This window comes from Actinoallomurus sp. NPDC052274, assembly GCF_040679475.1.
Lineage (GTDB): Bacteria > Actinomycetota > Actinomycetes > Streptosporangiales > Streptosporangiaceae > Actinoallomurus > Actinoallomurus liliacearum.
In genome coordinates this window covers 198,959-221,886 of the sequence record NZ_JBFAUT010000002.1, presented here as the reverse complement: position 1 = coordinate 221,886, position 22,928 = coordinate 198,959, and the positions used below count along the sequence as shown (strand labels likewise).

Below are 22,928 nucleotides of genomic sequence, written 5' to 3'. Positions count from 1 at the left end.
GAGGGGACGCTTTGAGTTAAGAACCGGTTTACCTTGGGGCGTACACGGCTAGTGGCCGTACTGCGGGTAGCCGTAGCCGACGACGTAGTCCTTGCTGCGGGTCCGGATCTTCACGGCGTCGTCGGTGTTTCCCTCGACGGTCTGGATCGTGCCGTCGTGGTCGTCCTTGATGACCAGGCCGACGTGGTCGATGCTGCCGGTGTCCTTGCCGCCGTTCCAGGAGAAGAACACGACGGCGCCGGGCTTGGGAACGTCGCCCCAACGGCCCTGATCCTTGAACCACCTGGCGTGCGCGGGGGTGAACGCGTCGCCGCCGATGCCCTTGACGCCCGCCTTGGCGCCGACCCAGGTGACGAACATGTCGCACCAGGACGCATTGGCGTAGTCACTGATCGACCCGCCGTCGCGCGCCACCCCGGCCTTGGCGTACGGCGAGGCCATGAACCACTGGTTGAACTTGCTGCCGCCGGCGGCGTTCTCGGTGGTGCCGACCTGGGACAGGGCGACCTTCAGCGCGTCGTCGGCGGTGGCCGACCTGTGCAGCCGAAGGCCGATCAGGACCGCCGCGAGCAGAATGATCACGGCCATGGCGACCGCCGCGACGCCTGCGAGAGGGTTGACGAGACGTCCTCGGAAAGGGATGCGTCCGCATCGAGGGGCTGGGGACACGGGATAACTCCTTGCGGCTTCCACCTCAGGCGACACGGTTCGTCCGTCCGCGGGCGCCTTGGCCGACGAATGGCGCGCCGCACCCGGCACGCCAAAACGCATATTGCAAGATAGCAAGCCCGACCGCGATATCGGTGAACCCTGTTTCTCGCCATAACAAAGAGGAAAATGAAACCGCTGTTATCGATGTGACTCCTGAGATCGGTCGTGGAACCGGGCACTGATATCGGCCGGATTTCCGGGGAACGCCGGGTTAGGGGGGTGAGGCCATGAGGTCGCTCAAGTTCCGGGCGCTCGTCACCATCGATCCGTCCGCCGAAGAGGAATGGGATCGGGAGAGCCCGACCCGGCCGCTCGCCGTACGCGCCCATCAGCACGAGCCGGAACGGCTCCGGTCCTTCAACGCGATGGTCTCCACGGAGGATCAGGAGCCGCTACGGCCGGGCGACACCTATCACCTGGTCACCCTGACGGTGACCGACGAAGAGGCGATGGAGTTCCTGACGCCCGGCGAGCACTTCGAGCTGTGGGAGCACCACAAGGTGGGCCACGGCGTCATCTCGCGCAGGGTCGTCATCTAGCCCCTGTCTCCTGCGTTGATCTCGGCCTTCAGCCGCCCAGCTCGACCGCGCGGCGTACGTCGCCGGCGTAGGCCTCGGGCTGCTCCCATGCGGCGAAGTGGCCTCCGGCACGGTGTTCCACGTGATCGCGAACGTTCAGGAACGCCTCGGCGTAGCTTCGCGGCTCCGGCTTGATGTCGCGTGGGAACACCGAGAGCACGGTCGGCGTGTCGATCCGGTGATCGGGGAGGGCGACCGGTTCGGCATAGGTGGCGAAAGAGGTGCCGATCGTGCCGGTGATCCAGTAGGCGGTGACCCAGGTGAGGAGCTCGTCCGTGGTGAAGGCGGCCTCGTCGGACCAGGATTCCAGTTTCTCGACGATCCACGCCGCGAGGCCGGCGGGTGAGTCGCCGAGGGCGACGGCGAGCGTGTTCGGCCGCGTCGACTGCTCCGCGATGTACCCGCCCTCGGTCCGGAACCACTGCGCCGCCCGGCCGAGGTAGGCCGCCGCGTCGGGCGCGAGCTTCGCCGGGTCCGCCGTGAGCGCACGCTGCGGGGCGATGTTCGTGAGGTGCAGGGCGGCCACCCTGTCCGGGTGCTCGGCCGCGAGGATCTCCGCGACGGCGCCACCCACGTCGCCGCCGGACACCGTGTACCTGGGGTAACCGAGCTCTTCGAGAGCGGCCGCGACGATCCCGGCGATCCGGTTGACCGACATACCGGGACTGGTGAGCGGGGCCGCGAACGGGAAGCCCGGCAGAGCGGGAACCACCACATGCAGGTCCGCGAGCAGAGGCAGGACGCGTTCGAAGCGCAACACCGAGTCCGGCCAGCCATGCAGCAGCACGACGACCGGAGCGCCGGGATCCGCGGACCGCTGGTGGATCACACGCAGGTCGGTGTCGCCCGCCTGAACCGTCACCCAGGGGAACTCACCGATGCGGCGCTCGTGAACGCCCCAGTCGTACCCGTTCGCCCAGCGTTCGAGCAGTTCGCCGAGGCGAGTGCCGCTGATGCCGCGCGTCCCGTCGTCAATCCACGGGGTCGTGACGCGCCGCGTCCGCCGGAGTCGTTCCCGCAGGTCCTCGTTCATGTGTATCAGCGTACACATGATGTGTATGCTCGTACACATGCCCTCGCGCAACGCGGCCGCCACCAGGCAGCGGATCCTGGAACACGCGCGCAGCCAGTTCGCCCGGCACGGATACGCGGCGAGCACCGTCAAAGGCGTGGCCGACGCCGCAGGCGTGTCGCCCAACCTCATCACGCGCTATTTCGGCGGCAAGGACGGCCTGTTCCTGGCGGCGACCCGGGTGGAGATCCCGGTGTCGACCTCCTTCGACGGCGACCGTTCCACGCTGGGTTCGCGCCTCGCGGCGAGCATCGTCCAGCGCTGGTTCGGCGCACCCGGGGAGGATCCGCTGCTCGTGCTGCAACGCGCGTCCGGCGAACGCCCGGAGGCGGCGGAGGCGCTGGCCGCCTTCCTCGACACCAACTCGCTGGAGCCGCTGCGCCGCTACCTGCGCGACAGCGGCCTGGACGACGCGGACGCCCACAGCCGAGCCGCGGCGATCGACGCCTTCGTGCTCGGCGTCTCGACCCGCCGCCGGGTCCTGCGTTCCGAACTCGGCGACCCCGCTCAGCTCCAGGCCTGGCTGAGCGCCACCATCCAGCGCCTCGCCGACGGGTGACGCGTGACGACGCTCAGTGGCTACCGCGCCTTCATCACGCCGCACGGAGACGAGAACGACACCTGCCTGGTCCGGGTCTCTACCGGGACCACCCCGACAACGACGACCGGTGAATGATCGAGATGGTGTACCTCGTGGTGGAGGGGAGCCCCTCCACCACGAGGCTGTGCTCGATGGCGACCGGCCTCGCCGGTTCGGCGGCCGCCGCGCTACGGCGGTCCTGAGTCGCGCCTCATCCCGTACGCGGCCGGCCGGCCTCCGGGGCGTTGAGCCGGGACAGGAGCGCGTTGTACGCCTGGAGGGCCGCGTCGTCCTCGTCGACGTCCGCGCTGGCCCGCAGGCGGGCCCGGTCGGCCTCGCCCGTACCGGGCGCGGCCTCGTCTCCGGTGGCGGCGAGGGTGGCCTGCCGGACGGACTCGAAGAACCGGCCCGCCTTGGCCGCCTCCGGGGACCGGTCGAACAGCCAGCGGCACATCACGATGATCGTCATGACGAACATCAGGCCGTCGCCGCCGATCCACATGGCCGCGCCGCCGCCGTGGATGTCGGCGAGCGGGCCCGGTCCCCAGGACGGGTGCATCCGGGCGTACGCGGGGAAGGGCGGTTCGGTCGCCTGCAGCAGGACGATGCCGACGATCGTGTCGGCCGACATGCCCATGAACAGGGCGAACAACCGCAGTGGGTAGGACAGCTCGCGGGGCGGCGCGTCCTGGGTCAGCAACTGGGAGAAGTAGAGGTACCCGCCGCCGACGTACAGCACGTGCTCGAGCGCCATCAGGGCGGGCGAGCTCATCATCGCGTCCATGAACCCCGACAGGTGCACACCGAACAGCACGCCCGCGTAGACGACGAGTCCGGTGAGCGGTGAGGTCAGGAACGCCGCGGCCTTCGACTCGCGGATCCGCTCGACGCGCTCGTGGGCGCGGCCACGGGTGGCCGCCCGCAGCAGGCTCAGCGGGTGCCCCAGGCACAGCAGCCACGGCACCACCATGATCAGCATGAGGTGCTGGATCATGTGCACCCAGAACAGTCCCCCGTCGCCGTACACGGCGGGACTGCCCATGAGGGCGGCGACGGCCACGGCCAGGCTGGCGGTGAACGCCGCGGTACGGGCCACGGGCCACGCCCTGCCGTTCCGCCGTGCCGCGAGCACCCCGGTGAGGTAGAGGGCCAGGGCCGCCGCCACGAGGACGGCGGTGACGGGCGCGAACCGCCAGGTGGTCAGGGCTCGCGCCCACGTGAGGGGCGCCAGCATGTCGTGCATGCCGTTCATGCCGTTCATCAGAGTGACTCCATGAGGTCCTGGCCGAGGTGGCGCCCCGGCCGGCAGCCGCGCGGGACCGCGAACAGGGCGCTGGAGGTGTGCCGGATGAACCGGCTGAGGTCGTCGGCGAGCGCGAGACGCTGCTGGATCCGGGTGAAGCCCATTCCGGGGTCGGACTGGAACGCCATGAACAGGAGTCCCGCGTCCGGACTCCCGTCCGGTAGCACGCCGTCGAAGTAGGAGAACCCCTTGCGCAGGATGACGGCGCCGTCGTTCGACTCCGGAGCCGCCTGCCGTACGTGGGCGCCGGGCCCGATGGCGAGCCCGCCGTCGGGATGCTGCGCGGCCAGGTCGAGCGGCGTGAACTCCGACCCGCCCGACAGGGGCGCCCCGGTGTCCTTCCGCCGCCCGACGATCTGCTCCTGCCGGCTCCGGGAGAGCGTGTCCCACTCGTCGAGCAGCATGCGGATGCGGCGGAAGACCAGGTAGCTGCCGCCGCGCATCCACGCCGGGTCGCCGGCCGGGCCCACGAAGATGTTCCGGTCGAACCCGGCGTCGCCCGGCCGGGGGTTCCCGCTGCCGTCGAGCTGGCCCATGAGGTTGCGCGGGGTGGCGGCCCGGCCGGTCACCACACCGTCGCTCGTGCTGAACCCGCTCATCTGCCAGCGAACGTGCGCGGCCCCTCGCGCCAGCCGGGTGAAGGTCCGCAGGGCGTGCGCGACGACGATCGCGTCGTCGGCGGTGAAGAGGACGCCGAGGTCACCGCCGCTGCGTCCCTCGTCGATCTCGTCCCGGGGGAACGACGGCAGCGGGGCGAGCGCGGCGGGCACCGGCGCGCCGAGGCGGCGGAGCAGGGACGCGCCGAACCCGACCGTGACGGTCAGCGAGGCGGGCCCGTAGCCGGTCGTCATCGCGTCATCGCCGGGCGCCGGCCGGCCGGCGGTCAGCCGCCTGGCCGCGTCGGTCCAGGCACGCAGCAGGGCGGTCAGGCCGGCCGCGCGCACCTTCGGCTCGACGTCGAAGGCGGCGAACCAGCCGTGCGCCGCGTACGGGGCGAGGATGCCGGCCTGGTGGTCGCCGTCGAACGGGATCCGGCGCTCGCCCCGTTCCCGGGCGGGCTCCCCCGCGACCGCCGCGGCGGCGCCGGCGCCCACGGTGGCCGCGGCGGCGGCGCCGACCAGCGAGGTCACCGTGAGCAGCCGGCGCCGGCTCACCGTACGGTCCGCGCCGACGTTGCCGGGCCGGTCGGGTGAGCCCGTCACCGCGCCGCCTCCGGCCGGTGGCCCACCGGCTCGACCGGAGCCTCGACGGTGATCGACGGGGACCGGCGGAACCGCAGCGTGAGCCGTACGTGGTCGCCCTCCCGCAGCGTCCGCACCGGGTGCTCGAGCATCACGTGGTACCCGCCGGGCGCGAACGTCAGGCGTCCGTGGGCGGGGACGGGCACCCGGTCGACCATCCGCATCGTCTGCCCGGTGCTCTGGTGCATCATCGCCTCGGCGGAGACGTCCGCGGTGACGCCGGTGAGCTCGTCGCCGGTGTCCCCGGAGTCGGTGACGGTGAAGTACGCGGCGGCGACGTCCGGTGAGGCCGGCCGGGGCACGTACGCGCCGGTGACCTTCAGCCGGGGCCCGCCGGGCTCCGACGAGCAGGCGGCCACCGTGACGGCCGTCAGCAGCAGGAACGCCGCGGCGCGTGGACCGGCGGTCACGCCCCGCCGCCCTGGGCGGTCGCGGCCGGCATGCGGGCCAGCAACTTGGTCAGGTCCGCGGCGAAGTCGCGGGAGGACACGCCCGCCGTCCACACGACGTGGGCGAGGTGGTCGGTCCCGAACGGCAGCACCTCCGCGCCGTGGCCGACCTCGTAGTCCGCGCCGGTCCGCTTGGGCTGTTCGATGGCGATCCCCACCGACTTCGCCGCCGCCTGGATCTTGGCGTAGTCGCCGGTCAGGCCGATGAAGGACGAGTTGAAGGAGGCCAGCCAGGACCGCAGGACCTTCGGGGTGTCCCGCCACGGGTCCGTGCTGATGAACACGACGGCGATGCGGGCCTGCTGCGCGGGGGTGAGGAGCCGCAGCGCGCCGGCGAGGTCGGCCATCGTGGTCGGGCACACGTCGGGGCAGTGGGTGTAGCCGAAGTACACCAAGGTCAGCTTGCCCTTGGTGGCCTCCTTCAGGTTCACGGGCGCCCCGGAGACGCCGGTGAGGGTCACGTCGGGCTCGCGCAGCGCGGTGCCGAGCGTCGCGGCGTGCAGGTCGGAGGCGGGTGTGGAGATCCGGACCGGCGGTGACGACCGGTCGCCCGACGCTCCGGCGCACCCGGTGGCCGCCGCGGCCAGGACGAGGGACGCGGCGATCAGCCGGGAGGGACGGGCGAAGGGTCGGGTACGGGCGTTGGCGCGGCGCGGTCGCGCACTGCGCCGGGTGAAGGCAGAAAACGGCATGACAGGTCCTCGGGAAGGGCGGACGAGATCGGCTCTGGGACCACGGCGGACCCGGAACGCCGCTCAGGCGGCCCGGAACGGCAGGCCCGGAACACCGCTCAAGCGGTCCGGAACGGCAGGTCCGGAACGCCGCTCAGGCGGTCCGGATCGGTGGGTTCGATCCCCGGCCTCGGCCGATGTCGGCTGCGTGTTCCGCCTCCGAGCGATCTCCAAGCCGGCGTCAACCCGCCGCGGTCACAGCGAGACGGGTGGGTTCACGACGCTCGTACGCGGGCGGCCCCCGGCGCACCACGGTGTGACGCAGGGCGCCGATCTGCGGCCGTGGGCCCGTTCGAGAGCCGTCGCCGGCCTGCGCTCCGCCGGGCCGCGGGGTGATCGAGACGCCCAGGAGCAGGGCGAGCACCCGGAGGGCGGGGGCGAGCAGCAGCCGGGTCATCGCGGTGAGCGCGCGCCACGCGGCCCGCTCACCGGCCGACAGCCAGACCGCGACCAGCACACCGGCCAAGAGGTGCGCGATCAGCATTCCCCAGCCGCCGTGGGCCGTGGCCGACCGGCCGGGTCCGGGAGCGAGGTGGTGCATGCCCGGCATGTGCGTCCGCGAGGTGTCCCACTCCGCGGCGGGTCCGGCCGAGACCGCGCTGAACCACAGGTGCAGGCCGCCCTGGACGACCTCGACCGCGAGCAGGAGCCACCACACCGATCGCCGCCGGTCGGCCAGGAAGTACCCGACGCCGGTCAGCACCGCGAAGGCGCCCGCGCCGGCGTACGCGGGCAGCGGCCGCGGATGCATCAGCCCGTGCGCCGCCACGGACAGCATGACGCACACCGCGGCGAAGACCCCGGCGCGCATCAGACGGAACCATGCTGGAGGGCGCACGACTTCACAATAACTACAAGCCGTAGTACATCGACCGCACCCTCGGCCCTCCGCCCGGCCTTTGGCATGGTGGGGGTATGGGCAGCCCCAGTTCGCCGGGGGTGCCGTCGCGACGACTACCCCCTCGGCCGGAAAGCGCCGCGATGGCCCGACGATTCGTGCGGTCGGCGCTGCACGGTGTCGCGCCGGATCTGGTGGACACCGCGCAACTGCTGGTCAGCGAGCTGGTGACCAACGCGGTCATGCACGCGCGGACCGAGATCGAGGTGCGGGCCCGCAGCATCGCGGACCGGGTCCAGGTGTGGGTCAGCGATCACCGGCCGAGCCGCGGGCTGGTGCCGCACCAGCGCCATCCGTACGCCGGCACCGGATGGGGCCTGGCACTGGTCGAGAGTCTGGCCTCCAGTCACGGCGTGCAGATCGGGGAGGACCGCAAGACGGTCTGGTTCGAACTGTGGCCCGAGACCCCGCCACCACCGACCTCCGAATGGGACACCACGTCGTGCGCCGGCCCGACGGTGACCGTGCGGCTGATCGACCTGCCGCACGCGCTGTACTCGGCGGCACGGCAGCACCGGGACGCGCTCCTGCGTGAACTGCTGCTCATCGGCTCCGCCGGAGATCCGATCGGGGTGCCCGTACGGGCGGACGACCTTCTCGCCGCGCACGACATGAGCAACGCGATCAGCGCGGGCATGGGCGCCGCGGTGGGCAGGAGGCTCTCCGACGCCGACACGATCTCCGTCCTCGTGGCGATCCCGGCGGACTCCGCCGGGGATCTGGTCGTCTTGCGCCGAGTACTCGAGATCGCCGACGGCGCGGCCCAGCAGGAGAGTCTGCTCACGCTCCCGGCCCTCCCACAGATCCGCGCCTTCCGGCGGTGGCTGCTCGATCAGATCGCCGACCAGGTCGCGGGTGAGCACCCCACCGCGTGGACGCTGGCCCCCGGCACGCCGAGTGGCAGGCCCCTCGAGCTGGCTCCGTGGGACGTGAGCGACCTGCAGACCAGCGCCGTCCCCACGATCGCGGCCGACGACGGGAACCGGATCATCGCGGTCAACGGTCCCGCGGCGGACCTGCTGGGCTGGCAGGCGGACGATCTCGTCGGGCGGCGGATCACCGTACTGATCCCCGAGCACCTGCGGGAGCGCCATATCCGGGCGTTCAGTTCGCTGCTGCTCACCGGCCAGCCTCGCGTCCTGGGCCACTCCATACCGCTCCCGGCGCTGCACCGCGACGGCCGGCTGATCCCCATCCGCCTCAACATCCAGACCCAGGAGGCGGTCGACGGCCGCACCGTGTTCGTCGCCCAGCTCACCCCGAGGACGGCCGTACCGGCCGCGCCACGCGCTCCGCGGGAACACCGGCACACGGCGCGACCGGAGTTCGGCGCGCGTTACGTGTCGACCGTTTCGAAGCGGGCGGACCGAACCGGCGATGACGAGACGGGCAGAGCGGCGATGGAGCGGCTGTCCCTGCTGGCCGACACCGGAAGCGCGCTGAGCAGCACCCTGAATCTCAAGGAGGGGCTGCTCCGGGTGTGCAAGGTCCTGGCTCAGCGGCTGGCCGACTGGTGCGTGGTGGACCTGCTGGCCGAGCACGGCCACGTGGACCGCGTCTGCGTCGTCCACCGCGACCCGACGGCGCTGGCCTCCGGGGTGTACATGGGCCGCCTCCCACCGGTGTCCGAAGCCTCGCGGGGCCCCCTCCCCCGGGTGCTGCGCGGCGCGGGTCCGCTGCTGCTCACCGACTTCCCCCCGCCGAGCCGGGCGGCGAGTCCCCTGGACGCCCGCAAACTGGAGCTGTTCGAGCAACTGGGCGGGAACAGCGCCATCATCGCGCCGCTGCGGGCCCGCAGGGAGGTCCTCGGGGCCCTGACCGTGGTCCGTACCAATGCCGAGCACCCCTTCACCGAAGCGGACCTCCCCCTGGTCTCCGACCTGGTCCGCGGCATCGCGCTGGGCGTGGACAACGCCCGCCTGTACCAGGAGACCCGGCACACCGCCGAACGCCTCCAGCGCTCCCTGCTGCCGGACCTGCCGCGCATCGAGCACCTTCGGCTGGCCGCCCGCTACGCGCCCTCCACCACCACCGCCCAGGTCGGCGGGGACTGGTACGACGCGTTCGTCCTGCCGGGCGGCGACACCGTGCTGGTGATCGGCGACGTCACCGGCCACGACCTGCGGGCGGCCGTCGCCATGAGCGCCCTGCGGAACATGCTCCGCGGTATCGCGGTCGACCGCCGGCAACCGCCAGGGGACGTTCTGCGCCGCCTGGATCTGGCGAGTCAGACCCTGTACCGGCGCGCCACCGCGACCTGCATCTACGCCCTGGTCAAGGGCCCCACGGGCGGCCCGTGGTACCTGCACCACGCGTCCGCCGGGCACCTGCCGCCGCTGCTGACCACCGCCGAGGGCGACACCCGCTACCTCGAGGAAGGCGCCGGGCTGCTGATCGGCATGGACCCGGACCTGCCGCGCCCGTCCGCGTGCGATCCGCTGCCGGCCCACTCCACCCTGCTGCTGTTCACCGACGGCCTGATCGAACGCCGCGGGGAGTCCCTCGACGACTCCCTGACCAGGCTTCGGCAGCACACCGCCGCCCTGGCGCGCGCCCCCCTCGACGCCTTCTGCGACGACCTGCTCATCGGACTCGGCGCCCACGGCGCCGACGACGTCGCCCTGCTCGCCCTCCGCACCGTCCCACCGGCCTGACCCGCCACCGCGCGCGTCATCGGGCCGCCTCCGCGTCCGCGACGACGACCAGCTCGCCGCGGGTGTGGGAACCCGCCAGGTCCTGGTGGGCGCGCACCGCGCCGCTCAGCGGGTACGCGCGGGTCACCGCGTCGGGCGGCGTGCAGGTCGCCGCGATCACGTCCTCCCCCTTCGGCGCCGGGTTCACCACCGCGTCCACACCCTGGGGATGACGGCGCAGCACCTCCTCGATCAGATCCGTCCGCAGGTGATCGACCGGCGGACCACCGGTTCGACGAGCACACGGTGCTCATCGGGTATTCGGGAGGCGCCGCGCTGCTCCTCGCGCTCCTGGAGCACATCGACGTGACGGTGGCGCAGGCGATCCTCGTCGCCGGATACTCCACGAGGCCCGACACCGGTGAGGAGCCCGTCCTCCAGGAGACCTACGACTGGGCCGCGATCAGGGCCCACGTCCGCGACCCGTACTCCATCAACTCCCGCGTCGACCCCTACGGCTGCGACGACCGGCAGGGCCGGGCGATGTTCGACCGGCTCGGCGGTACGCAGATCGTCCGCGACGACGGGCACTTCGGCGACCACGACCAGCCGTACGACACCTTCGAGCTGCTCGACCGGCTCATCGTCGGCTGGAACCGCTCAGTTCAGGCCGTCCAGGAGCAGGTCGAGGCCGATGATGAACTGGTCGCGGTCGTCGTGGTCGCGCAGGTCCGCGGTGGCGCGCGTCAAGAAGGGGTAGTCGGCGGGGTCGAGCCTCTCCCACTGCTCGGCGGTCCGGGCGAGGAAGGCGTCGCGGCTGGTGGTCGCGCCGACGACGGTGCCGGGGGCGATGATCTGGGCGCTGACGCCGGTGATGTAGTAGCAGATCGCGGTGGCGACCGCGAAGTGCCGCTCGGCGGGCAGCCCGGTTCGCGCGACAAGGGTGCCGATCCTGTCCAGCAGGCGCAGCGCGTTGGCCAGCGTGGGAGGCGCGGTGACGTGGGAGGCCGCCCACTGGTGCCGGTCGAGGGCGTCGAAGACGGCGATGGCGAGCGCCCGCAGCCCGGCGCGGGCGCCGCCCGCGGGCTCCGGGGCCGCGGCGAGGGCGTCGCCGAGCACCTGATCGGCGGCCAGGGCGACGAGCTCGTCCTTGTTCGCCACGTGCCAGTACAGGGCCCCGGAGCCGGTGTTCAGCCGTTCGGCCAGCAGCCGGAAGGTGAGGCCTCGTTCGCCGCGCTCGTCGAGCAACGCGATGGCGGCGCCGACGACGACCTCTGGTGAGAGGGCGTCGGCACGCCCCCCGGCAGGCGCTCTTCCTCGCGTCCGTGGCATGTCCCCCATTTTGACACATCGTGGAACGCTGCTCCATATTGTTTATGGAACTTCGTTCCATAAGGGTCCCCGGGCAGGCGCCCGGCGCTCCGGCCGTGCAGCGAACTGGAGGAACACCATGCGCACGCCTGTCACGATCATCGGCGCCGGCCTCGGCGGCCTCACGCTCGCCCGCGTCCTGCACGTCCAAGGCATCGTGGCCACCGTCTACGAGGCGGAGCCCTCCCCGACGGCGCGCGCACAGGGCGGGATGCTCGACATCCACGATCACAACGGCCAACCGGCTCTTCAGGCGGCCGACCTCATCGAGGAGTTCCGCGGCCTCGTCCTGGAGGGCCGCCAGGCGGCACGGGCCCTCGCCCCGGACGGAACCGTTCTGCTCGACGAACCCGACGACGGCACGGGTGGACGCCCCGAGGTGATGCGCGGCGAACTGCGCCGGATGCTGATCGACTCTCTCCCGGCCGGCACCGTCCGGTGGGGCCACAAGGTCAGCGGCGCCCGCGCCCTCGGCGACGGCCGCCACGAGGTGACCTTCGCCGACGGCACCTCCGTCGTCACGAGCCTGCTGGTCGGCGCGGACGGCGCGTGGTCACGGGTCCGGCCGCTGCTCTCCGACGCCACTCCCGAGTACGTCGGCATGTCGTTCGTCGAGACCTACCTGTTCGACGCCGACACCCGGCACCCGGCCGGCGCGAAGGCGGTCGGCGGCGGGGCGATGTACGCGCTGGCGCCGGGGAAGGCGATCCAGGCTCACCGGGAGACGGGCGGGACCCTCCACACCTACGTGGCGCTCCGCAAACCGCAGGACTGGTTCGCCGGCATCGATTTCACCGATTCACCCGCGGCCACCGCACGGATCGCGCAGGAGTTCGACGGCTGGGCACCGGAGCTCACCGCGCTGATCACCGACTGTGACACCGCACCGGTCCTGCGCCCCCTCAACACCCTGCCCGCCGCGCACCGGTGGGATCGGGTGCCGGGGGTGACCCTGCTCGGCGACGCCGCCCACCTCATGCCCCCGTCCGGCGAAGGCGCCAACCTGGCCATGTACGACGGCGCGGAACTCGGCAAGGCCCTCGCCGCGAACCCCGACGACGTCGAGGCCGCGCTCGCCGAATACGAACAGGCCCTGTTCCCCCGCAGCGCCGCGGAGGCCGCCGACGCCGCCCACCTCCACGAACTCATGTTCGGCGACGACGCCCCGTACGGCCTGCTCGAATTCTTCGCGGGCGGCGAGCCGGCCTAGGGCGTACGTGGTGGTCGATCTGTGACGGCGAGGGGTCGTGCCGGATGCTCGGGAAAGGTCCCACCCGTGGTGGTGACATGTGGGCCATTGCCCTCGTTCTGGGCTGCGGTCGCCGAGCATTCGGTACACGTCCTAGCGGCGACGAGCCCCGAGGGGCGTGGCCGGAATACGCGCCGCCCCACTGCGTCCGATGGCGTCCCAGCAAAAGATTCAGGGCCGTCAGACCTGGTGGTCTGACGGCCCCGTTCGGCCGGTTCATGTCAGGCCTTGTTGAAGGTGTTCCTGGCCCAGAGGTAGGAGAGGGCGGCGATGCCGACGCACCAGGCGGTGGCGATGGTGGCACTGTTGCCGATCGGGGTGCCCAGCAGAAGGCCGCGGACTGTCTCCATGATCGGGGTGAAGGGCTGGTATTCGGCGAACCAGCGCAGGACGGTGGGCATGGAGTCGGTGGGGACGAAGCCGCTGCCGAGAAAGGGCAGCACGATCAGGGGCATGGGGGCGTTGCCGGCGGCCTCGGGGGTCGAGGATTTGAGGCCGAGTGCGACCGACAGCCAGGTGATGGCCAGGATGAACAGGGTGAGCATGCCGGCGGCGGCGAGCCATTCGACCGGGGTGGCGTTGGGACGGAAGCCGATCGCGAGGGCGATGCCGATCAGGGCGGCCATGCCGAGGAGTTGTTGGATGACACTGCCGACGACGTGGCCGGTCAGGACAGAGGCTCGGGAGATCCGCATGGTGCGGAAGCGGGCGATGATGCCTTCGGTCATGTCGGTGGCGACCATGACGGCGGTTCCGGTGGCGGCGGTGGCGGCGGCCATGAGCAGGATGCCGGGGAGGACGTAGTTGACGTAGACGTCGCGGCCGCCGCCGAGCCCCTTGCCGAGGGTGCCGCCGAAGACGTAGACGAACAACAGCAGCAGGATGACGGGGGTGATGATGAGCTGGATGGTCATGGAGGGGTAGCGGATCAGGCGTTTGAGCTGGCGGCGGACCATGGTGGAGGAATCGCGGGCGGCGAGGGCGATGGTGCTCATCGGGTGGTCTCTTTCTGCTGCTGGCCGGTGAGGGTGAGGAAGACGTCGTCGAGGTCGGGGGTGTGCACGCTCATCTCGGCGACGTCGATCGAGCGTTCGTCCAGGACGGCGAGCAGTTCGCGGATGGCGCGGACGCTGCCGTCACTGGGGACCTGCAGGGTGAGCGCCTCGGGGTCGGCGACTCCGGCCTCGATGAGGTGACGGGCCGCCTCGAGCAGGTGCGTCTCGGCGAACGTGAGCTCGATGTGGCCGCCGGGAATGAGCCGTTTGAGTTCTTCGGCGGTGCCTTCGGCGATCAGGCGTCCATGGTCGAGCAGGGCGATGCGGTCGGCGAGTTCGTCGGCCTCCTCCAGGTACTGGGTGGTCAGGAAGATCGTGACGCCGCTCGCGACCAGTTCACGGACGATGCCCCACATGGAGCGGCGACTGCGGGGGTCCAGACCGGTGGTGGGCTCGTCCAGGAAGATCAGGCGGGGGTCGCCGACCAGGGTCATCGCCAGGTCCAGCCGGCGTTGCATGCCACCGGAGTAGGTTCCGGCCGGTTTGCGCGCCGCGTCGACCAGGTCGAAGCGGTCGAGCAGTTCGGCGGCCTTACGCTTGCCGTCCCTGCGGGACAGGTGTTTCAGGTCGGCCATGAGGAGCAGGTTCTCCTCGCCGGTCAGCAGCTTGTCGACGGCCGAGTACTGCCCGGTCACCCCGATCGCGCCGCGCACGTCATCGGCCTGACGGTTCAGGTCGTATCCCGCGACGGACGCGGTGCCGTCGTCGGCGCGGGTCAGGGTGGACAGGATCTGCACGGTGGTGGTCTTGCCGGCGCCGTTCGGGCCGAGCAGGGAGAAGACCGTCCCCTCGGGCACGGCAAGGTCGATGCCGTCGAGCACGACCTTGTCGCCGTCCTTGCCGGGGTAGGACTTGCGCAGCCCGGTCGCCGCGATGGCCAGGTTCGTCATGGTGAGGCTCCTTTAGTGGCAGCGGGTCACAGGCTGCGGGCGGTGATGTCGCCGTTGGAGGTCGTCGCGGTGATGGTCAGGCCGGCGGTGCCGTCGTTCTTCAGCGCGTTGCTGACGCGGCCGTGGGAGGTGCCGGCGTCCAGGGAGGCGGAGACTCCGGCGGCGGCACCGACCGAGATGTCACCGGACTGAGTGGCCAGCACGACCTTGCCGCCTGCGGCCTCGGCGATCCGGATGTCGCCCCGTGCGGTGCTGATCTGCGCAGGACCGCCGAGGCGGCCGACCTCGACGTCGCCGTCGACCGCGGTGAGGCGCAGGCTCGCGGCCTCGTCGATCTTGATCTGGCGGTACGCGCCGTCGAAGGCGACGTCGCCGAGCCGTCCGACGCCGCGCAGCTCACAACTGGCGGTCTCGGCCTCGACCTGGGAACCGGCGGGCAGCTGAACGGTGACCTCAACGGAGCCGGACGGGCCGAAGTAGTCGTTCTTGGCCGGGGCCTCGATCCGCAGGACGCCGTCGGCGTAGGCGACGGTGGTCTGCTCGGCGGCCTTCACGTCGCGGCTCTTGGAGGCGTTCGCGGGCAGCACCTCGACCGTGGTGTCGGTGCGGTCGGCGGCGATGAACCGGACGCGTCCGGCGGGGATGTTCAGGACGGCGGTGATCGGGGCGGGGGTGTCGAACTTCTGCATGATGCTCTCCTTGCGGCTCGTCGTTTCCAACGCCGCAAACGCTACGTTGCTTTCCAGATTCCTTCAACAAGCTCGTTGCGCGTTGACGATATTCATGCAGCTCAGAGCCGTGGAATCGTTGCAACAGATCTGAAGATAACGCAACATCGCGGAGCGCACTCGTTGCGATGGATTGCCCGTGAACGCTATGGTGGGGGCATCAGGGAGCGCCAAGGAGGTCGCGATGCCGGGAGGCCGGCTCACTCAGCAGGACCGCCAGCAGATCGCATCGGGGCTGGCGGACGGCCTCGCCTATGCGGAGATAGCCAGACGCCTCGACCGTCCGACCTCGACGATCACGCGCGAGGTGATGCGGAACGGCGGCCCCACCGGCTACCGCGCCGAGTTGGCCCACCGCGCCACCGAACGCCGCGCCCACCGGCGCCGGCCTGCCTCCTCCCGAGGGTCGGAGGCACCCCCGCAGCCACACGGACGCGACGCCGAGGCGGTGCGCGAGTACGAAGAAACGCTCACCACCGTCTTCATGGCGTCAGGCACGCCCAAGATGATGGCCCGGGTGATGGCCTGCCTCTGCACCAACGACGCGGGCAGCCTCACCGCGTCCGAACTCGTCCAGCGCCTCCAGGTCAGCCCGGCGTCCATCTCCAAGGCGGTCACGTTCCTGGAGAGTCAGGGCATGGTCCGCCGGGAACGCGACGAGCGCCGCCGGGAGCGCTACATCGTCGACGACGACGTCTGGTACCAATCGATGATCGCCAGCGCCCGTGGCACCGCCCAGGTCGCCGAGACCGCACGACAGGGCATCGGCGTCCTCGGCCCCGGCACCCCGGCCGCCGCCCGCCTCGAGAACATCGCCCGCTTCCTCGACTTCGTCACCGAGAGCATCACCCGCGCCGCGAACCAGGCCCGCGAGGTGCTCTACACCAAACCCGAACCGGACTCGATCGACACCTCGCCGCTGTGACCTCCAGGCCCGGCCTGGCCGGCGCCGATTCCGCGCTCGGGCGAAGGGCGGCCCGGTGCCGTCACGAGATGGGGCCGGGACCGGGACGGCCCGGACCGCCGGCGCGGATCGGCCATGGCGGTCCGGTGCCGTGGGTCGCACGCGGGTGCGCGGGTCAGCCGGCCAGGGCGGCCCAGGTCTTGGGACCCACCTCGCCGTCGGCGGACAGGTGCGCGCCCTTCTGGAAGGCGGTGACCGCGGCGGCCGTCGCCGGGCCGTAGTACGAGTCGACGGTCACCGCGTGCTGGTGTGCGCCGAGCCGCTGCTGGATCCACTTGACGTGCGCGTCGTGCATCATCGCGCCCGAAACGTACCGGTAGATCACGCCGGGGTACCGGCTCGGGTCGGAGGCGGCCAGGCCCGGCTTCACGAAGCCGTACACGTCGCTCCAGTACCTCGTACGGGTGGCGACCTGGTCGTTGCCGGTGTTGCCCTCGATCGACTCGAACGTCGTGTGCCCCGAATCCAGCCACTTGATGAAGAGCCCGACGTGCTCCGGCTCGCCACTGTGGTTGAAATCGAAGGTGACCGGGTCGCCCCTGGCGATCAGCTTTCGGTCCGTGTGCCATTTCGATCCCACGCGGCTCTTCAGGCTCGGCACGTAAGCGATCTTTCCGCCCAGCAGGCGCAACGCGCCGAAGTGGTTGAAGCACCAGCACACGAAGATCAGGCACCAGGACGCGGCGGTGTTGTCGCCGTAGTACCACTGGGTGAAGTCGTTGACGTTCTCACGGACGCGACCTCGCGCCGTGCCGCGCAGGGTCATCGCGTACGCGACCAACTGCTCGCCCGTCGGCGCCGCGGCGGCGCTGTGCGCCGTGATGGGCGCCGCCGGATCGACGTAGATCCGGCCGTCGTCGGGCGGGTCCGGGAGGCGCGGGGCGGCGGCGTCGCTCGGACCGGGTGTCGGAATCGGCTCGCCGTCGGGTGGCGGGGTGAATGCGTCGGGCATGGGTTACCTCCTCGATGGCCGGAACTCGGATCGGTGGAAGCCCCCGGACGATCACCGTCCCGTCCGCGTTACCCGTCCTCAGCCGGGCCATGCGACGTCAGCACACAAAGGGCATTAATCGCTGCGCAAGCGACTATCCCCTACAAAAGGTGTTCCGCGCCTTCAGCGTCCCGCCGCCATCGGTCGCCTCGCAGACGAATGGCCAAATTGGTCCAAAACAGTAGAAGTCAGCCGTGCCGGGGTTGCAGCGTCAGGATGTGCGCGGCCTCGCGGCGTACGGTGTCCGGAGCGGACCGCATCGGGATCGTGTCGCCGCGCGCCCACAGTCGCGCCTGGTCCCAGTAGTGGTCCGCGAAGGCGTGGCCGGACGCGCCGGTGAGGTTGACCCAGCGGGAGCGGTCCAGGTCGGCGAGGTCGGCGATCATGCGCATCGACGGCACCCAGTCGACCTGGTACCCCTCCTGCGGATTCCAGCCGGTCGCGTCGACGAGCGAGTCGCCGCCGGACAGCTTCAGCGGCCCCCGGTTGAACAGCCACTCGATCGGCCCGATGCCGGAGGTGCCGAACGTCTGGTTGGTGATCGTGAGCGTGTGCAGGTCGCCCCAGCGCCACTTCTTCGGGTCGCCGCCGAGGCGCTTGCGCAGCTCCTGGTCCGCGTCTTTCACCGCGAGGCGGAGCATGTCGTCGCGGGTCTCCCTGGCCGGCGTGCGCACGTCGTCCCACCAGGGGTCGTCCGGGCGGTTCAGGAGGTTCCGCAGCACCTCGAACCAGCGGTCGCCGCCGTCGGGGCGGGCGCCGTCGGGCAGTTCGTCGTTGAACGTCCGCAGCAGCAGGTGGCGGTAGACGGCGTTGTAGAAGGCCGCCGGTGCCGAGTCGGCGGGCTGGGTGAAGTCCCAGCCGCGCAGCAGCGCCACGGCGGGCCCGGAGCCGACGCGCAGCAGGTGCGGCACCAGCGTCGGCGCGAAGCCGTTGCGGTCGTCCAGCTGGATCCGCCCCATCGTCGCCGCGTCCATCTTCGGCGTCCGCCCCACCAGTTCGGCGATGCGCGCCGCGCGGTAGCCGTACGCCCAGTCCCGGGTCAGCATCCTCGGGTAGCCGGGCCCGACGGCCGCGTTGTTGGCGGTGACGATGTAGCCCTGCGGCGGGTCGTACGTACGGGGCAGGTCGTCGAACGGGATGTAGCCCGTCCACTCCTCCTTGCCGGTCCAGCCCTGCGCGGGCCAGCGCCCGTCGCCGCTCGACCGGATCGGGATGCGGCCGGGCGCCTGGTAGCCGATGTGCCCGTCGACGTCGGCGTACAGGAGGTTCTGCGCGGGCACCTCGAAGAGCCGGGCCGCGTCGCGGAACCGCTGCCAGTCGCCGGCGGTGTCCAGCGACACGATGGCGTCGGCGGTCCGGCCCGGGTCCAGCGCGGTCCACCGCAGCGCGACCGCCGTGCCGTTCCCGGCCGTGCGGACCGTGTCCATCACGTCGGACAGCAGCGGCCCGTGCCGCGTCGCCCGTACGGTGAGGGTGACGGGCCTGCCGCCGGCCACCTTGATCTGTTCGGTCCGGACGGCGAGGGGCTCCTGACGGCCCTTGTACTCGTACGTCGAGCCGGTGACCCGTTCCAGGTACAGGTCGGTGACGTCCGGGCCGAGGTTCGTGAAGCCCCAGGCGATCCGGGCGTTGTGCCCGATGATCACGCCGGGGACGCCGGAGAACGTGAACCCGGTGACGTCGAAGGGGCAGGCGGCCGACGCGGTGCGGCAGTGCAGTCCGGCCTGGTACCAGAGCGACGGCATCTGCGGCGCGAGGTGCGGGTCGTTGGCGAGCAGCGGCCTGCCGGTGTTCGTCCGCGCGCCCGACACGACCCAGGAGTTGGAGCCCAGGCCCGGGGCGCCGTTGCCGAGCATGGTCGGCATGGCGTGGATGGCGGCGGCGACGCGGGTCAGCGCCGGCGACAGCGCGCGGGCCCGCGGCGCCGGACCCGTACGCCCGCCCGAATCCCCACCGCCGGGGACGATCACCGGGTTCCGGTCGTACGGATAGTCGGGGTACAGCTGGTCGACGCGGGCCGGGGCGACCTTGGTCGCGGCGATCGCGCGGCCCAGCTCCTCGTCCATGTTGCTGCGCAGGTCCCAGGCCATCGCCTTCAGCCAGGACAGCGAGTCGACGGCCGTCCACGGCTCGGGGTGGTAGCCGCTGCGCCGCAGGCCCAGCACGGAGTACTCCAGGCTCTGCGTGGCGGTGTTCCGGTGCCGGGCCAGCCAGGCGTTCACGCCCTGCGCGTACGCGTCGAGGTAACGCCGGGTGTCGGGCCGCAGCAGCGGCAGCTCCTGCTCGGCGACCCGCCGCCAGCCGAGCGTACGGACGACCTTGTCGGTGTCGAGGGTGGTCTTGCCGAACAGTTCCGACAGCCGTCCGGCCGTGATGTGCCGCCGGAAGTCCATCTCCCAGAACCGGTCCTGCGCGTGCACGTAGCCCTGCGCCCGCATCAGGTCCTCGGCGTTGTCGGCGTAGATCTGCGGGACGCCCCACCGGTCCCGGAACACGGTGACGTCCGCGCCCAGGCCGGGGACGGTGACGCGCCCGCCGACCTGTGGGTACGACCGCCGGACCGTCCACCACCCGTACAGCGTGAGCACGAGCGCGAGGGCCAGGAGCACGGCCAGGATGCGGACCGCCCAGCGGGCCGGACGCGGCAGCCGGGCAAGCGGCGCAAAACGGGCCATTGACCTTCCTTACCCCAGGACCGGGATGATCGCGTCAGTAAACCATCCACGCATGCCGACCGCCCACGCCCCGAACCAGCGGATTCGGCGCGCGGGCGGCGGGAGAGATCGCGGCTACTGGGCGTACTCGGGGTAGCCGTAGCCGACGACGTAGTCCTTGCTGCGGGTGCGGACCTTCACGGCGTCGTCGGTGTTTCCCTCGACGGTCTGGATCGTGCCGTCGCCGTTGTCCTTGATGACCAGGCCGACGTGGTCGATGCTGTCGATGTCCTTGCCGCCGTTCCAGGAGAAGAACACGACCGCGCCCGGCTTCGGCGCACTGCCCCAGCGACCCTGGTCGTGGAACCACTGGGCGTGCGCGGGGGTGAACGCGTCGCCGCCGAGGCCCTTGACCCCCGCCTGGGCGCCGACCCAGGTGACGAACATGTCGCACCAGGACGCGGCGGCGTAGTCGCTGATCGACCCGCCGTCGCGCGCGACTCCGAGCTTGGCGTACGGCGAGGCCATGAACCACTGGTTGAACTTGCTGCCGCCGGCGGGGTCCTCGGTGGTGCCGACCTGGGACAGGGCGATCTTCAGCGCGTCGGCCGCGGTCGGCACCTGCTGCCGGCCCTTGTCCGAACCTCGGGGATCGGCGTCCAGTCCTCTGCCGGAAACCTGTGTCACCTGATGTCCCTGGGTGGACGGGACGCCCGCCGGCGCGCGACCGGCCTGCGCGGGGAGCGAAGACGCCTCGGCCGGGCCGGCGGCGGCGGCGGCGAAGATGAACGCGGCCAGGCCGGCCGTCGTGATGCCCGACAGGGCTGCGGTGATGCGTGCTCCGGATCGTTCGAGTCGAGGGGCAGCGGACACGGGGTACTCCTTGCTTCCATGCCGCTTACCGGGTTAGCTGACGGGTTCGGGCGTGGAAGCTGCCCTACGGCACGAGGGGAGTGCCGATTCACCCCAGTAATACGTTTGGGTCCCCGGTTCCACAGTGGTGTGGATTCAGCGGATCGCCCGAATTCGGGCGGCTTATACAAGAGACTGCCGGGCGGCCGCCATCACGATGGCGGCGGATGGGATCAGGGGATGGGCGCGGGCAAGGTTCTACTCCTTACTTCCAGACGCCTACCGGGTTAGCTGACGGGTTCGAGCGTGGAAGTCGCCCTACGGCACGGGGGATGTGCCGATTCACCCCGATGATGCGGTGGGTCCCCGGCTCCGTGAGGTCACGGACTCGGCGTTGCCGCTCTCGCGTACGCACTCCGCGGAGTGCTCGGCGGTAGCAGCGCGATTTGGATATGAACCGGCTGGGTCGGGCCGCGCTCGGGCAGGCGTCTTGTGAACGCCCTATCGCCTGGGTCGGCAGGCCGGCCATGGCCGACGGATATGCGGGCGACGCGTGGGGAGCGCCGCGAGAGTTATTGGAACATAGCAGGACAAAACACTCACTCAAATAGTGAGTTTACGTGATGTGGGTCACTTGTCGCACGCAATGCCAGAGGTCGGGACTGCGAGCTGTATACGGAAGTTATTCACGTGGCATTTGTTAACGATGTGACTGGTGTTACTCGTTTCCGCGGGACCATCGCCTCTGGCCCGCATCGGTGTCCCGGTGAATCGTGGAAGCGAGGGGGAAAGAGCCATGGCCTTCATCAACCGAAGCGGCGATGACCGCCCGCGCGAGGAAGAAGTCGAGATACAGGCCGGACCGATCCGGCTGGCCGGCACCCTGGTCGTCCCCGGACCGCCGCTCGGGTTCGTCATGTTCGCCCACGGCAGCGGCAGCAGCCGCCGGAGCCCGCGCAACCGCTTCGTGGCCACCGCGTTGAACCAGGTGGGGCTCGGGACGCTGCTGTTCGACCTGCTCACCGCGGCGGAGGAGGCCGACCGCGCCAAGGTGTTCGACATCGAGCTGCTGGCCCGGCGCCTGGTGGACACCACCGCCTGGCTGTGCGCCCGCCCCGAGGCGAGCGGGCGGCGCGTCGGCTACTTCGGCGCCAGCACCGGAGCGGCCGCCGCGCTGTGGGCCGCCGCCGAATCCCGGACGGACGTCGCCGCGGTCGTCTCCCGTGGCGGCCGGCCCGACCTCGCCGCCGCCCGCCTCCGGCAGGTGACCGCGCCCACGCTGCTGATCGTCGGAGGCCGGGACGAGGTCGTCATCGAGCTGAACCGCCAGGCCCAGGCCCTCATGCGCTGCGAGAGCCGGCTTGAGATCGTTCCGGGCGCCACCCATCTGTTCGAGGAGCCCGGCGCCCTCGAGACGGTCGCGGAGTTGGCCCGGGAGTGGTTCCTCGACCACCTCGCGCCGATCGGGCAACGCCCTCGAGGGGCCTGAACGGCGCCGCGGCGGAGGCTCGGGCGGGGATGGGCGTCACCAGCCCCAGCGGGCGCCCATCCGCTGGGAGATCCTGCAGATTCTGTGCCTCTTCCGGCAGAAGGCCACTTGGGTATTGGTCCGTCCGCTCACGTTGGTGTTCGACACCTGCTGCAGGCCGCGATTGACGGTGGGGCTGAGCACGGTCGTGTAGTTCTTGTTGAACTTCCCGTTCCCGACGTGCATGGCGACGCGCACCCATTTGCCATGGCCGTCGCCTCGGGGCAGGACGCCCATCCGCTCGACCCGCCCGATCGCCGCCTGGCTCGCGCGCGCCTGCGCCGGCGCGAGCACCCCGGAAACGCCGCAAAGGAGGACGGCGAGTGCGAGGATGCGCCCGTTGCCGGGCAGCCGGGCAATGGACCTCTCATCACGGCGACGAACCATTCGTGGCACACCTGGCTTCTTGCGCCCTTCGCTGGGCGCGCTCGGTGGACAACCGGGACGTCG

The 22,928-nt window shown here is 71.2% G+C and carries 23 protein-coding genes and 2 riboswitches; of the genes, 6 read left to right on the top strand and 17 right to left on the bottom strand.

Translation table 11 applies throughout. The features are described 5' to 3' along the window. Positions 1 to 48 precede the first annotated feature (48 nt). Entirely contained in the window at positions 49 to 588 is a 540-nt protein-coding gene (locus tag AB0K82_RS02875) for a CHAP domain-containing protein (protein ID WP_364391957.1), read from the bottom strand. 350 nt (positions 589 to 938) lie between these two features. Between AB0K82_RS02875 and AB0K82_RS02870 the strand changes: the two genes are divergently transcribed. Then, positions 939 to 1,250, top strand: coding sequence for a hypothetical protein (locus AB0K82_RS02870; RefSeq protein WP_364391954.1), 312 nt, complete (start codon positions 939 to 941; stop codon positions 1,248 to 1,250). Between the two features lie 28 nt (positions 1,251 to 1,278). On the opposite strand, the gene AB0K82_RS02865 is transcribed toward AB0K82_RS02870, so the two are convergent. Beyond that, complete coding sequence (locus tag AB0K82_RS02865; protein ID WP_364391952.1) at positions 1,279 to 2,322, bottom strand: epoxide hydrolase family protein; 1,044 nt, start codon at positions 2,320 to 2,322, stop codon at positions 1,279 to 1,281. 37 nt (positions 2,323 to 2,359) lie between these two features. On the opposite strand from AB0K82_RS02865, the gene AB0K82_RS02860 reads away from it, so the two are divergent. Next, a complete protein-coding gene (locus tag AB0K82_RS02860) occupies positions 2,360 to 2,920 on the top strand; it encodes a TetR family transcriptional regulator (RefSeq protein WP_364391949.1) in 561 nt (186 codons plus the stop codon). A 232-nt stretch (positions 2,921 to 3,152) separates the two neighbouring features. Here AB0K82_RS02860 and AB0K82_RS02855 read toward each other — a convergent pair whose 3' ends face one another. The 5 genes from AB0K82_RS02855 to AB0K82_RS02835 all read right to left on the bottom strand — a co-directional run bounded on the left by AB0K82_RS02855 (position 3,153) and on the right by AB0K82_RS02835 (position 7,503). Next, entirely contained in the window at positions 3,153 to 4,202 is a 1,050-nt protein-coding gene (locus AB0K82_RS02855; RefSeq protein WP_364391947.1) for a cytochrome c oxidase assembly protein, read from the bottom strand. After that, positions 4,202 to 5,446, bottom strand: a complete 1,245-nt coding sequence (locus tag AB0K82_RS02850; RefSeq protein ID WP_364391945.1) for a Dyp-type peroxidase — start codon at positions 5,444 to 5,446, stop codon at positions 4,202 to 4,204. The genes AB0K82_RS02855 and AB0K82_RS02850 overlap by 1 nt, the downstream gene beginning before the upstream one ends. Continuing rightward, the gene (locus AB0K82_RS02845) at positions 5,443 to 5,895 is read right to left on the bottom strand and encodes a copper chaperone PCu(A)C (RefSeq protein WP_364391943.1); all 453 of its coding nucleotides are present in this window, start codon (positions 5,893 to 5,895) and stop codon (positions 5,443 to 5,445) included. The genes AB0K82_RS02850 and AB0K82_RS02845 overlap by 4 nt, the downstream gene beginning before the upstream one ends. After that, positions 5,892 to 6,626, bottom strand: coding sequence for an SCO family protein (locus tag AB0K82_RS02840; protein ID WP_364391941.1), 735 nt, complete (start codon positions 6,624 to 6,626; stop codon positions 5,892 to 5,894). Before AB0K82_RS02840 ends, AB0K82_RS02845 begins: the two co-directional genes overlap by 4 nt. Positions 6,627 to 6,846: 220 nt before the next feature. Continuing rightward, complete coding sequence (locus AB0K82_RS02835; protein WP_364391939.1) at positions 6,847 to 7,503, bottom strand: hypothetical protein; 657 nt, start codon at positions 7,501 to 7,503, stop codon at positions 6,847 to 6,849. A 77-nt stretch (positions 7,504 to 7,580) separates the two neighbouring features. On the opposite strand from AB0K82_RS02835, the gene AB0K82_RS02830 reads away from it, so the two are divergent. Then, positions 7,581 to 10,217, top strand: coding sequence for a SpoIIE family protein phosphatase (locus AB0K82_RS02830; protein ID WP_364391937.1), 2,637 nt, complete (start codon positions 7,581 to 7,583; stop codon positions 10,215 to 10,217). Positions 10,218 to 10,233: 16 nt separating this feature from the next. Here AB0K82_RS02830 and AB0K82_RS02825 read toward each other — a convergent pair whose 3' ends face one another. The 3 genes from AB0K82_RS02825 to AB0K82_RS02815 are packed head-to-tail and all read right to left on the bottom strand — an operon-like array spanning position 10,234 to position 11,528. Next, positions 10,234 to 10,440 carry a hypothetical protein gene (locus AB0K82_RS02825; RefSeq protein WP_364391935.1) on the bottom strand — a complete coding sequence of 69 codons (207 nt, stop codon included), beginning with the start codon at positions 10,438 to 10,440 and terminating at the stop codon, positions 10,234 to 10,236. An 8-nt stretch (positions 10,441 to 10,448) separates the two neighbouring features. Beyond that, positions 10,449 to 10,799 carry a hypothetical protein gene (locus tag AB0K82_RS02820; protein WP_364391932.1) on the bottom strand — a complete coding sequence of 117 codons (351 nt, stop codon included), beginning with the start codon at positions 10,797 to 10,799 and terminating at the stop codon, positions 10,449 to 10,451. Between the two features lie 57 nt (positions 10,800 to 10,856). Continuing rightward, positions 10,857 to 11,528, bottom strand: coding sequence for a TetR/AcrR family transcriptional regulator C-terminal domain-containing protein (locus AB0K82_RS02815; protein WP_364391930.1), 672 nt, complete (start codon positions 11,526 to 11,528; stop codon positions 10,857 to 10,859). Positions 11,529 to 11,646: 118 nt separating this feature from the next. Here AB0K82_RS02815 and AB0K82_RS02810 point away from each other — a divergent pair, with 118 nt between their 5' ends. Beyond that, positions 11,647 to 12,777 (top strand): NAD(P)/FAD-dependent oxidoreductase, encoded by a 1,131-nt coding sequence (locus tag AB0K82_RS02810; protein WP_364391927.1) that lies wholly within the window; start codon positions 11,647 to 11,649, stop codon positions 12,775 to 12,777. A gap of 260 nt (positions 12,778 to 13,037) precedes the next feature. Here AB0K82_RS02810 and AB0K82_RS02805 read toward each other — a convergent pair whose 3' ends face one another. The 3 genes from AB0K82_RS02805 to AB0K82_RS02795 are packed head-to-tail and all read right to left on the bottom strand — an operon-like array spanning position 13,038 to position 15,450. Then, positions 13,038 to 13,811, bottom strand: a complete 774-nt coding sequence (locus tag AB0K82_RS02805) for an ABC transporter permease (RefSeq protein ID WP_364391925.1) — start codon at positions 13,809 to 13,811, stop codon at positions 13,038 to 13,040. Then, positions 13,808 to 14,761: an ATP-binding cassette domain-containing protein gene (locus tag AB0K82_RS02800; RefSeq protein WP_364391922.1), complete on the bottom strand. Its 954-nt coding sequence runs from the start codon at positions 14,759 to 14,761 to the stop codon at positions 13,808 to 13,810. The genes AB0K82_RS02805 and AB0K82_RS02800 overlap by 4 nt, the downstream gene beginning before the upstream one ends. A 26-nt stretch (positions 14,762 to 14,787) precedes the next feature. After that, positions 14,788 to 15,450 (bottom strand): DUF4097 family beta strand repeat-containing protein, encoded by a 663-nt coding sequence (locus tag AB0K82_RS02795; RefSeq protein ID WP_364391920.1) that lies wholly within the window; start codon positions 15,448 to 15,450, stop codon positions 14,788 to 14,790. 223 nt (positions 15,451 to 15,673) lie between these two features. Here AB0K82_RS02795 and AB0K82_RS02790 point away from each other — a divergent pair, with 223 nt between their 5' ends. Continuing rightward, complete coding sequence (locus AB0K82_RS02790; RefSeq protein ID WP_364392143.1) at positions 15,674 to 16,414, top strand: helix-turn-helix domain-containing protein; 741 nt, start codon at positions 15,674 to 15,676, stop codon at positions 16,412 to 16,414. Between the two features lie 154 nt (positions 16,415 to 16,568). On the opposite strand, the gene AB0K82_RS02785 is transcribed toward AB0K82_RS02790, so the two are convergent. The 3 genes from AB0K82_RS02785 to AB0K82_RS02775 all read right to left on the bottom strand — a co-directional run bounded on the left by AB0K82_RS02785 (position 16,569) and on the right by AB0K82_RS02775 (position 20,971). Next, positions 16,569 to 17,405 (bottom strand): peptidoglycan-binding protein, encoded by an 837-nt coding sequence (locus AB0K82_RS02785; protein WP_364391918.1) that lies wholly within the window; start codon positions 17,403 to 17,405, stop codon positions 16,569 to 16,571. Positions 17,406 to 17,632: 227 nt separating this feature from the next. Then, entirely contained in the window at positions 17,633 to 20,119 is a 2,487-nt protein-coding gene (locus tag AB0K82_RS02780; protein WP_364391916.1) for a penicillin acylase family protein, read from the bottom strand. A 114-nt stretch (positions 20,120 to 20,233) separates the two neighbouring features. Next, positions 20,234 to 20,971, bottom strand: a complete 738-nt coding sequence (locus tag AB0K82_RS02775) for a CHAP domain-containing protein (protein ID WP_364391914.1) — start codon at positions 20,969 to 20,971, stop codon at positions 20,234 to 20,236. A 7-nt stretch (positions 20,972 to 20,978) separates the two neighbouring features. Then, positions 20,979 to 21,122: riboswitch (cyclic di-AMP (ydaO/yuaA leader) on the bottom strand. An 87-nt stretch (positions 21,123 to 21,209) separates the two neighbouring features. Beyond that, positions 21,210 to 21,354: riboswitch (cyclic di-AMP (ydaO/yuaA leader) on the bottom strand. A 392-nt stretch (positions 21,355 to 21,746) separates the two neighbouring features. Here AB0K82_RS02775 and AB0K82_RS02770 point away from each other — a divergent pair. Next, complete coding sequence (locus AB0K82_RS02770) at positions 21,747 to 22,439, top strand: alpha/beta family hydrolase (RefSeq protein WP_364391911.1); 693 nt, start codon at positions 21,747 to 21,749, stop codon at positions 22,437 to 22,439. Positions 22,440 to 22,475: 36 nt separating this feature from the next. On the opposite strand, the gene AB0K82_RS02765 is transcribed toward AB0K82_RS02770, so the two are convergent. Next, positions 22,476 to 22,865, bottom strand: coding sequence for a hypothetical protein (locus AB0K82_RS02765; RefSeq protein WP_364391909.1), 390 nt, complete (start codon positions 22,863 to 22,865; stop codon positions 22,476 to 22,478). Positions 22,866 to 22,928 lie beyond the last annotated feature (63 nt).

What these genes read in the sequence shown, in the direction of transcription:
- AB0K82_RS02870 (WP_364391954.1), top strand. Translation starts at nt 939, where the DNA reads ATGAGGTCGCTCAAGTTCCGGGCGCTCGTCACCATCGATCCGTCCGCC.
- AB0K82_RS02810 (WP_364391927.1), top strand. Translation starts at nt 11,647, where the DNA reads ATGCGCACGCCTGTCACGATCATCGGCGCCGGCCTCGGCGGCCTCACG.
- AB0K82_RS02765 (WP_364391909.1), bottom strand. Translation starts at nt 22,865, where the DNA reads ATGGTTCGTCGCCGTGATGAGAGGTCCATTGCCCGGCTGCCCGGCAAC.
- AB0K82_RS02860 (WP_364391949.1), top strand. Translation starts at nt 2,360, where the DNA reads ATGCCCTCGCGCAACGCGGCCGCCACCAGGCAGCGGATCCTGGAACAC.
- AB0K82_RS02800 (WP_364391922.1), bottom strand. Translation starts at nt 14,761, where the DNA reads ATGACGAACCTGGCCATCGCGGCGACCGGGCTGCGCAAGTCCTACCCC.
- AB0K82_RS02815 (WP_364391930.1), bottom strand. Translation starts at nt 11,528, where the DNA reads ATGCCACGGACGCGAGGAAGAGCGCCTGCCGGGGGGCGTGCCGACGCC.
- AB0K82_RS02770 (WP_364391911.1), top strand. Translation starts at nt 21,747, where the DNA reads ATGGCCTTCATCAACCGAAGCGGCGATGACCGCCCGCGCGAGGAAGAA.
- AB0K82_RS02790 (WP_364392143.1), top strand. Translation starts at nt 15,674, where the DNA reads ATGCCGGGAGGCCGGCTCACTCAGCAGGACCGCCAGCAGATCGCATCG.
- AB0K82_RS02805 (WP_364391925.1), bottom strand. Translation starts at nt 13,811, where the DNA reads ATGAGCACCATCGCCCTCGCCGCCCGCGATTCCTCCACCATGGTCCGC.
- AB0K82_RS02840 (WP_364391941.1), bottom strand. Translation starts at nt 6,626, where the DNA reads ATGCCGTTTTCTGCCTTCACCCGGCGCAGTGCGCGACCGCGCCGCGCC.
- AB0K82_RS02865 (WP_364391952.1), bottom strand. Translation starts at nt 2,322, where the DNA reads ATGAACGAGGACCTGCGGGAACGACTCCGGCGGACGCGGCGCGTCACG.
- AB0K82_RS02780 (WP_364391916.1), bottom strand. Translation starts at nt 20,119, where the DNA reads ATGGCCCGTTTTGCGCCGCTTGCCCGGCTGCCGCGTCCGGCCCGCTGG.
- AB0K82_RS02830 (WP_364391937.1), top strand. Translation starts at nt 7,581, where the DNA reads ATGGGCAGCCCCAGTTCGCCGGGGGTGCCGTCGCGACGACTACCCCCT.
- AB0K82_RS02875 (WP_364391957.1), bottom strand. Translation starts at nt 588, where the DNA reads ATGGCCGTGATCATTCTGCTCGCGGCGGTCCTGATCGGCCTTCGGCTG.
- AB0K82_RS02855 (WP_364391947.1), bottom strand. Translation starts at nt 4,202, where the DNA reads ATGAACGGCATGAACGGCATGCACGACATGCTGGCGCCCCTCACGTGG.
- AB0K82_RS02785 (WP_364391918.1), bottom strand. Translation starts at nt 17,405, where the DNA reads ATGCCCGACGCATTCACCCCGCCACCCGACGGCGAGCCGATTCCGACA.
- AB0K82_RS02795 (WP_364391920.1), bottom strand. Translation starts at nt 15,450, where the DNA reads ATGCAGAAGTTCGACACCCCCGCCCCGATCACCGCCGTCCTGAACATC.